This is a genomic window from Streptomyces sp. NPDC015032 (genome assembly GCF_043080425.1).
Classification (GTDB): Bacteria; Actinomycetota; Actinomycetes; order Streptomycetales; family Streptomycetaceae; genus Streptomyces.
Genome location: NZ_JBIBVN010000087.1, coordinates 1 through 7,360, shown reverse-complemented (window position 1 = coordinate 7,360; position 7,360 = coordinate 1). Strand labels below are relative to the sequence as shown.

The following is a 7,360-nucleotide window of genomic DNA, read 5'->3' as shown; positions in this document are numbered from 1 at the left end:
CGCGTCCTCCTCCGGAGGAACGACGCACGACCCTACGGGTCGTAAGACGATAAACCCCTCCGGGGTTTAAACAATTCCTCCGGAATTGTTTATGCCGAGTCACTCCGTGACTCGGGGTCATGGTGGGTGCTCCGTGCCGCCCATGATGATCCGCAGGACGGGTCGGTTACCAGCCGCTCCGCGCCTGGTAACTAGGCCCGCTACGCGGGCAGCTGGCTACAGGAAGAGGGTTGGGGGTGGGTGCTTGGTGACGGGGCGTCACCGGGTGTGAATGGCCCCAGCCTTGACATCCGATCGAATCCGGCCATCTTCGAACACTTCCTGACTTCGCATGCGTCAACTTCCTGGGTCAGATAGGTTCTCTTCTGATGGCAGACCACCGGGGCCCGGATGGGGCGCTACTCTCGGACAAGAGGATGCCCGCGTAATCTCGCGCTTGCATCCCTCTCGAAAGTGCGTCATTTCCGAGTACCGGATAATTTCTATTCTGCCGTCAGATCATCATTGCCGGGGCAAGAAAGGAAATCTTGATGACCGCAATGCCGTTGAGGCCGCATCAAGTGGAGGCCGTGGATGGAGCCCTGCGAATGCTTGCGAATCCACCCGGCGGGAATGTCCCTGCGCAGGGTCTTCGGGCGCAGGTGATTGCTGCTACGGGGTCGGGGAAAACGCGGATCGGGGTGGAGGTCGCGAACCGGCTTTCCGCCCGGCGTGTGCTGGTGGTGGTCCCGACGCTCGACCTGCTGGTGCAGATGGCCGGCGCGTGGCGGAGTGGTGGGCGTCGGGGGGCGATGGTGGGGGTGTGCTCGCTGCGGGCCGAGGAGTCCCGGGGCATCCCCTGCACCACCGATCCTGACGAGCTGGTGACGTGGGTGCAGGACCTGGACACGGTGACGGCGGTAGCGACCTACGCGTCACTGGGAGCACTCCAGCGGGCGCACGCGGCGGGCCTCCCGGCGTGGGACCTGGTAGTGGTCGACGAGGCGCACCGGACGAGTGGTGAGCTGGGGAAGCCGTGGGCGGCGGTGCATGACCAGGGCCGGGTGCCGGCCGAGCGGCGGCTGTATATGACGGCGACGGCGCGTATCTGGGAGGCGCCCGACAGCGCGGGCGGGGTGCCGCGCCTGGTGGCGAGCATGGATCCGGACAGCCCCGTCTTCGGGCCGGTGGCTTACAAACTGTCCCTGTCAGAGGCGATCCGGCGGGGGATCGTGGCGCCGTATCAGGTGCTGTGTCTGGACATCCGTGACCCGGAGGTCTATGCCGCGCTGGCGGATGGGGGGCTGGGGACGGGGGCGTCGCGGGGCGCGCGGCTGGCGGCGATCCAGAGCGGTCTGATGCGGGCCGCGGTCGAGGAGCGGGTACGGAAGGTACTGGCGTTCCACAGCCGAGTGAACGAGGCGGAAGCGATGGCGGCCGGGGTGCCGGGGGTCGCGGCGCGCCTGGCCGAGGACTACCCCGGCGCCTACCCGGCTGCGGAGGGGGTGTGGGCGGACTGGCTTTGTGGTGAGCACTCCCCCGCCCACCGCCGGAAAGTCCTGGACGAATTCGCTTCGGATTTCCTTGACGGAAATTCAAATACCCCCGCCGCGCTTCGTATTCTCAGCTCCGTAAAAGTCCTTGGGGAAGGGGTGGATACGGCGGAATGCGACGCGGTGCTTTTCGCTGATGCGCGCGGATCGATGGTCGACATTGTGCAGATGGTCGGGCGTGCTCTGCGTACCAGTCCGGGGCGGGGAAAGCTCGCGACCCTGATCGTGCCGGTATTCCTCGGGCCGGATGAGGAGGCGGACGAAATGCTCACCTCTCCTGCCTATACGGCCCTTGCGAAGGTCCTCGGTGCCCTGCGGGCGCACGACACGGACACCATCGAGGCGCTCGCCGACTCCCGCGCCCGCAGCGGCCGGGAGCACGACGTCGACGACGGCCAGGACGAGGACCAGGAGCACGACGGCCAGGACGTCGAGGGCGTCGAGGGGGCCGGGGCGCGGGTGAGCGGGGCGGCGGCCGGGGTGTTGCGGTTCAGCGAGGAACGTGACCCGGTGGCCCTGGCCGAGTTCGTGCGGCTGCGGGTGATCAATCCGGAGGGGGCGTACTGGCGGCGTGGGTTCGAGGCGGCTACGAGGTGGCTGCGCGAGACCGGGAACACGGCGCTGCGGGTGCCGTACGCGTACGAGACGCCGCAGGACTGGGCGGGGGTGGGCGGGTATCCGCTGGGGCGGTGGCTGGCTTCCCAGCGGACCGCCTACGCCGACGGGTCGCTGGGGGCTGAGCGGCTGGTCGAGCTGGAGGCGCTGGGCATGGTCTGGTCCGAGCGTGACGCGGCGTGGGAGGACGGCCTGGCCGTGGCCCGTCTCTACACCGAGGCCCACGGCCACTTCCTGCCCCCGACCACGGCGGTCTGGGGCGACTACCCCATCGGCATGTGGGCAAAGAACGCCCGCGCGGCGGCCCGTCGGGCGCGGGAGAACGAGGAACTGCGCGCGGCCGGCCGGTCTGTGGTGTCGGCGGCCGGGGCGATGACCCGGGCGCGGCAGGACGAGCTGGACGCGGTCGACCCGGGGTGGTGCCCGGCGTGGGACACGACATGGCAGCGGCGTCTGCGTCTCGTCCAGGCCCACGTCCGAGCCGGCGGGACGCTCCCGACCACCGCCGGGACAGTGGTTGTCCAGGGCGAGGACCTTGGACGGTGGGTCACCGCGCAGCGGGACGGGGACGCGTGGGTGCAGCTGATGCCCGCGCAGCGGCTGCTGCTGGAAAGCCTCGGACTCGCCCCGGACGGAAAGAACGAGCGGGCAGAGCGGGCGGGGCGGGGCCACGACGGCAAATGGGCGCTCAACCTGGCGGCGGCGCGGGCTTTCTACGCCCGCGAGGGGCACCTTCGGGTGCCCCGGAAGCACATCGAGCACATGGAGGCCGAGGTCGATGCGCCGGGCCGTCAGAACGGCGCTGGTGAGGCTGTGGTGGTGAAGCTCGGCACGTGGATCGACAACGCCCGACGGCGAAGCGACAAACTCACCGAACAACGCCGCGCCGACCTCGACCAGCTCGGCATGCGCTGGTAGCGGGGAGCCGGTCGGCGTGATGTGTGAGGAGGGGCGGGCCGTGGGTCCGCCCCTCCTTCCGTGATGCCTCGGGCGGGTGAATTTCCTCCTCGCGTACGCGTGCACGGATCTAGGCGCATACACCCAACTACGCCTGGACTGCCGGTAGTTGACACGGTTTGTGGCTTCTGTCACGGTCCGTGGGTCGAGTCGGGCCGACCGGACGCCCGAAGGACCGTGAGGAGACACCGTGGAGAACTTTTCGCCGCTCGCCCGCGCCGAGGAGGCCAAGCGCCGCCGTGATCTGGTCGGGGAAGTCGATGCGCTGGTGGGCGGGCACCGGGGGCTGACCGAGGCGCCGTGGTACCCGTCCCGCCCCGGCGACCAGCTCCTGGTCACGCTGGAGGCCAGCGGCACCGCCCCGGGATCGACGGAGCTGTACGAGGTCGTCGACGGCGGCGGGAACGGCATGGGGCTGCGCCTGGTCGAGGTCTCGCCCAAGGGGGCCTCGGGAGGGTGGTACGCCGGCCCGCCCGAGCTGTACGGGGCCGCCACGCCCTTCCCCGCCCCCACACCGCCGAACCCCAGCTCACGCCCGGCGCGTTCGCACTGTCCCTGATCAGGACGACGGCCCTCGATGAAGCCGCCCGGGGCGCGGACGGGCCACCGCTGGCCAACTGGGAGCCGCACCGCACGCTGACTCAAGCCCTGGAGGGCTGGCGGAAGGACGGCACGCTGCGCGAGAGCTCGCTGCTGCTGGTCGAGTGGCTGGCATCCGAACTGTGCGCCTACGCCGCCACACGGTTCGGGGACCGGGCCCGGACGGAGCGGTGGCTACGCGACTTCGGCGATCAGGTATGCCGGGTGCAACAGCACGCCCACCCGGCCGGGCCCACCGCGGTCGCGATCATGTCGGCCGTCGCCGAGGATCTGGATCCCCGCCCGCAGGACACCGCCGGAACCGAACGGCTCGTCCGTATCGGCGCCCTGTACCTGCGGTACCTGCGCGACGGCCACCAGGTCAAGGACGCACGGGAGATGGCCCTGACCCTCACCCTGTGGGCGGGCTCGGAGCTGGCCGCGCTCATGCTCCACGACCCCGAGCGGATCACCTCCTACATGGACACCCGCGATCGCACGGTCCCACAGCCCCCGTCGTCCTGAACGAACCTGCGCTTGGTGTCCTCACCCGCTGCGCGCCAGAACGGCCCCGCTCGCCGGGCTTGTCGAACCGGAACCGGGAATCCCGCCACGGCATTCTTGCCGGAACAGCCGGTACGGTGACGTGGACGGGCCCGGAGTCAGTTCGAGTGACTCCGGGCCCGTCGTGTGTGCGAGGGGTCAGGCGGCCCAGCCGACGGAGGACACGTAGGTGTAGGCGTCCCAGTCGGTGCCGAGGCCGCCGCTGATGATGTCGTCCCAGACGGCTTCGAGCTCTTGGCCGTCGCCGTCGATCCAGGCGTCGACGGCGCGGTCCCACACGCCACGGACGCTGATGCTGCGGGTTTCGAGATCGCGCTGGTGACGGCGGTCTACGCGGGACTGGTCGGCCGGGTCGATCTCGACACGAGTGCCGCGGCCGTGGTTGTCGAGCCGGCGCTTGAGGTCCGCGGCCACGTTACGGCGGCGCAGGTCCCAGTAGGCGGCGTCGAGGCGGGCGAGGTTGGCCCGGCTGGGGGTTTGTTCCCCGGCGAGCCAGGCGATGAGGGTGCGGGGTCTGACGTGGACGCCTGCGCGGTCCATGGCCTCGTATCCGGCGTCGGTCTTGGTGAGGTAGCGCAGGCGGGCGGCCAGGCCCCGCTCGGAGCCGACGGGGGACTCGATGCCCGTCACCATGCGGTCGATCGCTTCGGCCATGGCCTGGCCGCCGTGAATGCCGCGGGCCTCGTAGGTGCCGAGGTCCCTCCAGCGGCTGTCGCCCGCCATCAGCCGGCCACCGCGCCGACGGTGTATTCACCGGATGCCTTGGCGTCGCTGCGCTTGATCTTCATCTGGGCGACGCCGCGGCCTTCGGGGAAGACCTGGCGCCAGTCGCCGGTGACGTGCAGCTCGTCGGTGCCCATCATGCTGATGACGTCCAGGCCGGCCTGGTGTGCCTTGTATGCCTTGCCCCAGAGGTTGGCGTAGGCCTGGCTGTGGATGATGTGCATCCAGTCCGGTCGGGTCATCTCACGGTTGTGGATCGACTCACCCATCGTGGAGATGAACTTCGAGTACATGGACTTGACATATTCCAGGGTGACGGTGTCGCCCTCGGCGATGGCCGTGTCCCGCGCGGCGGTGAGCAGCTTGCGCAGGGCGTCCAAAAAGTTCTCCGTAGCGCCGGACGTCCACGACTCATGGACGACCGGCAGTTCGAGCAGCCCGTACTTCGGCCCGGACAGGCGCAGCAGGAGGCGCAGAGTGGCGTCGGTGATCCACAAGGCGCCTGGTTCATCGCGGTCACCGAGGGGGCTGGGCAGGTGCGGGTGGGTCCAGGGTGTGGGGGTGATGAGGTGGACTCCGGAGCGTTTGGGGTCCACGCCGTCGCTGCCGGTGGTGTGCTCCAGCTTCCCGATCGGCAGCCAGCACTTGAGAGCGGAGAGGTAGGCGGCGTTGACATCCAGGGCGGTGACCGCGGTGCTGCCGGAGATCTTGAGGGAATAGCCGGGGTGCCGGAAGTTGGGGCGGGCCTCCCAGATCTGGTCCGGCTCCTTCTTCGAGGGCTTCTTCAGGATGTCGGGCAGAGCCGGGTAGGCCGTGTATGTGTAGCGGGCGGTGGCGCGGGTCTCGTTGAACAGGTGCATGACGTCCGGGATGGCGCGCTTGATCAGGGCCTGCAGCGCGGCATCGACGTCGCCCTCGGCGCGCTCCAGCTCCTCATGAACGGCCCGGCCGATGAGGTCGGCGGTCTCGGCCTGGGCACGGGCGGCCGACCGTGCCCGGCGCTGCGGCCGCGACGAGGCCGACGCCGGGACGGGTGAGGCAGCAGTCGCCGGTGCGGGGGCGAGTGAGACCGGGGGGAGCGGTGCGTGGGTGCTGGGTGCGTGGGGCGTGGCAGCGGGAGGCTGGCACATGGCTCCGGCGTGCAGGGGCCGGCCGTCCGTGGCCTGGTAGGTCGTCGTGACGCCGCAGCGGATGCACGGGCCGGGTTCGCCCTCTACGGCCAGGCCGTTGGCGCCCCGTGCGGTCTCGGGGGCCGTGAACGCTGCTGCCGTGGCTGCCTCGGCGACGGTGGTCTGTGCCGGGGCCGCGGGGGCGGGGTAGAGCTCGGCGAGGCCTTCGAGCAGCCGCAGGTACTTCACGCGTCCCGGCGGCTGCGGATCGGTGGTGCCGTCCTCCCAGTTGGCGACCGTCTGACGTCCGACGCCGACCGCCGCGGCCACCTGGGCACGCGAGAGGCTCGCCGCCTGACGCAGCCGCAGGCGTTCGGCCGGCCCCGGGATCCGCGCCGTCAGCCGCGCCTCCTCCAGCAGAGCTTCCACACTGTCAGTTTCCTCATTCATACCCCGAAGATACATAAGTTAGGCTTCTACTGGAAGTAGATTAGGCGGTCATTGGGCATCCGATGGCACGGTGCGGGCAGTGACAGGAGGCCCAGGAACTCCGCCCGAACCGGTCTGGAATACCGGAGCGACCAGGAGATCGATCCGGAGATCGCGGCCCCGGGCCCGCGGCCGGCGTGCCCCTGGTCGCCGGTATCGACGCCCGGGGCCTGAACGGCGAAGAATCGGGCGCAGCCGCGGTCGGCGCGGGCGAGCAGCGCCGGGGGCCGGCAGCCACACATTCGTGTGACTGAGCGGCTGAGTTGGCCCCTTTCGCACTTGAGTTGCCCCGCCGCCTAGGTAGGCATCGTGGGGCGGTCCGATTCCATCCCTGCTGACCCGAGCTCGACCGTCCCCAGAGCGGTCCGGGCACCGCTCCCCGTACGACTTCGCTCATCCAGCAGGTTGGTGCGCCAGCCACTGCCCCTGCATGCCAACACCAACGCTCAGCGGGGCCAACTCAAGCGCTAAAGGGCCAACTCAGCCGCTTAGTCACAATTCGAGGGATGCGCGGCGCGGCCTTTGACATCCAATATTCGAACAGACGTAGCATTGGCGTGTGTCCAAGCCGGAACCAACTCCTATCGCCTCGCCACCATCCGCGCCCGCGCCGAACAGCAAGCCGCCGGCTGAGACCACTTCCCCGAAGGCTTCTCAGTCGCGCCGCGTCCCCGGGGCAGGAAGAGCGGACCTGCCGTTAGCCTCGCACTTTCGCGACTGCGAGTGTCCGACGCTTGATCAAATAAGCGAGGAGCGCATCTGACCTGGGACGATGGGACTTGTCTAGGGTCC

The 7,360-nt window shown here is 69.7% G+C and carries 5 protein-coding genes; 3 read left to right on the top strand and 2 right to left on the bottom strand.

What is annotated here, in order from left to right; all coding sequences use genetic code 11:
- Positions 1–530 precede the first annotated feature (530 nt).
- The 3 genes from ACF08M_RS41125 to ACF08M_RS41115 all read left to right on the top strand — a co-directional run bounded on the left by ACF08M_RS41125 (position 531) and on the right by ACF08M_RS41115 (position 4,208).
- Positions 531–3,065, top strand: a complete 2,535-nt coding sequence (locus ACF08M_RS41125) for a Helicase associated domain protein (RefSeq protein WP_392190434.1) — start codon at positions 531–533, stop codon at positions 3,063–3,065.
- 229 nt (positions 3,066–3,294) lie between these two features.
- Positions 3,295–3,663 carry a hypothetical protein gene (locus ACF08M_RS41120; protein ID WP_392190433.1) on the top strand — a complete coding sequence of 123 codons (369 nt, stop codon included), beginning with the start codon at positions 3,295–3,297 and terminating at the stop codon, positions 3,661–3,663.
- On the top strand, positions 3,561–4,208 hold the full coding sequence (locus ACF08M_RS41115) for a hypothetical protein (protein WP_392190432.1): 648 nt from the start codon (positions 3,561–3,563) through the stop codon (positions 4,206–4,208). Before ACF08M_RS41120 ends, ACF08M_RS41115 begins: the two co-directional genes overlap by 103 nt.
- Positions 4,209–4,385: 177 nt before the next feature.
- On the opposite strand, the gene ACF08M_RS41110 is transcribed toward ACF08M_RS41115, so the two are convergent.
- On the bottom strand, positions 4,386–4,970 hold the full coding sequence (locus tag ACF08M_RS41110; RefSeq protein WP_392190431.1) for a transcriptional regulator: 585 nt from the start codon (positions 4,968–4,970) through the stop codon (positions 4,386–4,388).
- Positions 4,970–6,529 (bottom strand): helix-turn-helix domain-containing protein, encoded by a 1,560-nt coding sequence (locus ACF08M_RS41105; protein ID WP_392190430.1) that lies wholly within the window; start codon positions 6,527–6,529, stop codon positions 4,970–4,972. Before ACF08M_RS41105 ends, ACF08M_RS41110 begins: the two co-directional genes overlap by 1 nt.
- Between the last annotated feature and the right edge of the window lie 831 nt (positions 6,530–7,360).

What these genes read in the sequence shown, in the direction of transcription:
- ACF08M_RS41110 (WP_392190431.1), bottom strand. Translation starts at nt 4,970, where the DNA reads ATGGCGGGCGACAGCCGCTGGAGGGACCTCGGCACCTACGAGGCCCGC.
- ACF08M_RS41125 (WP_392190434.1), top strand. Translation starts at nt 531, where the DNA reads ATGACCGCAATGCCGTTGAGGCCGCATCAAGTGGAGGCCGTGGATGGA.
- ACF08M_RS41105 (WP_392190430.1), bottom strand. Translation starts at nt 6,529, where the DNA reads ATGAATGAGGAAACTGACAGTGTGGAAGCTCTGCTGGAGGAGGCGCGG.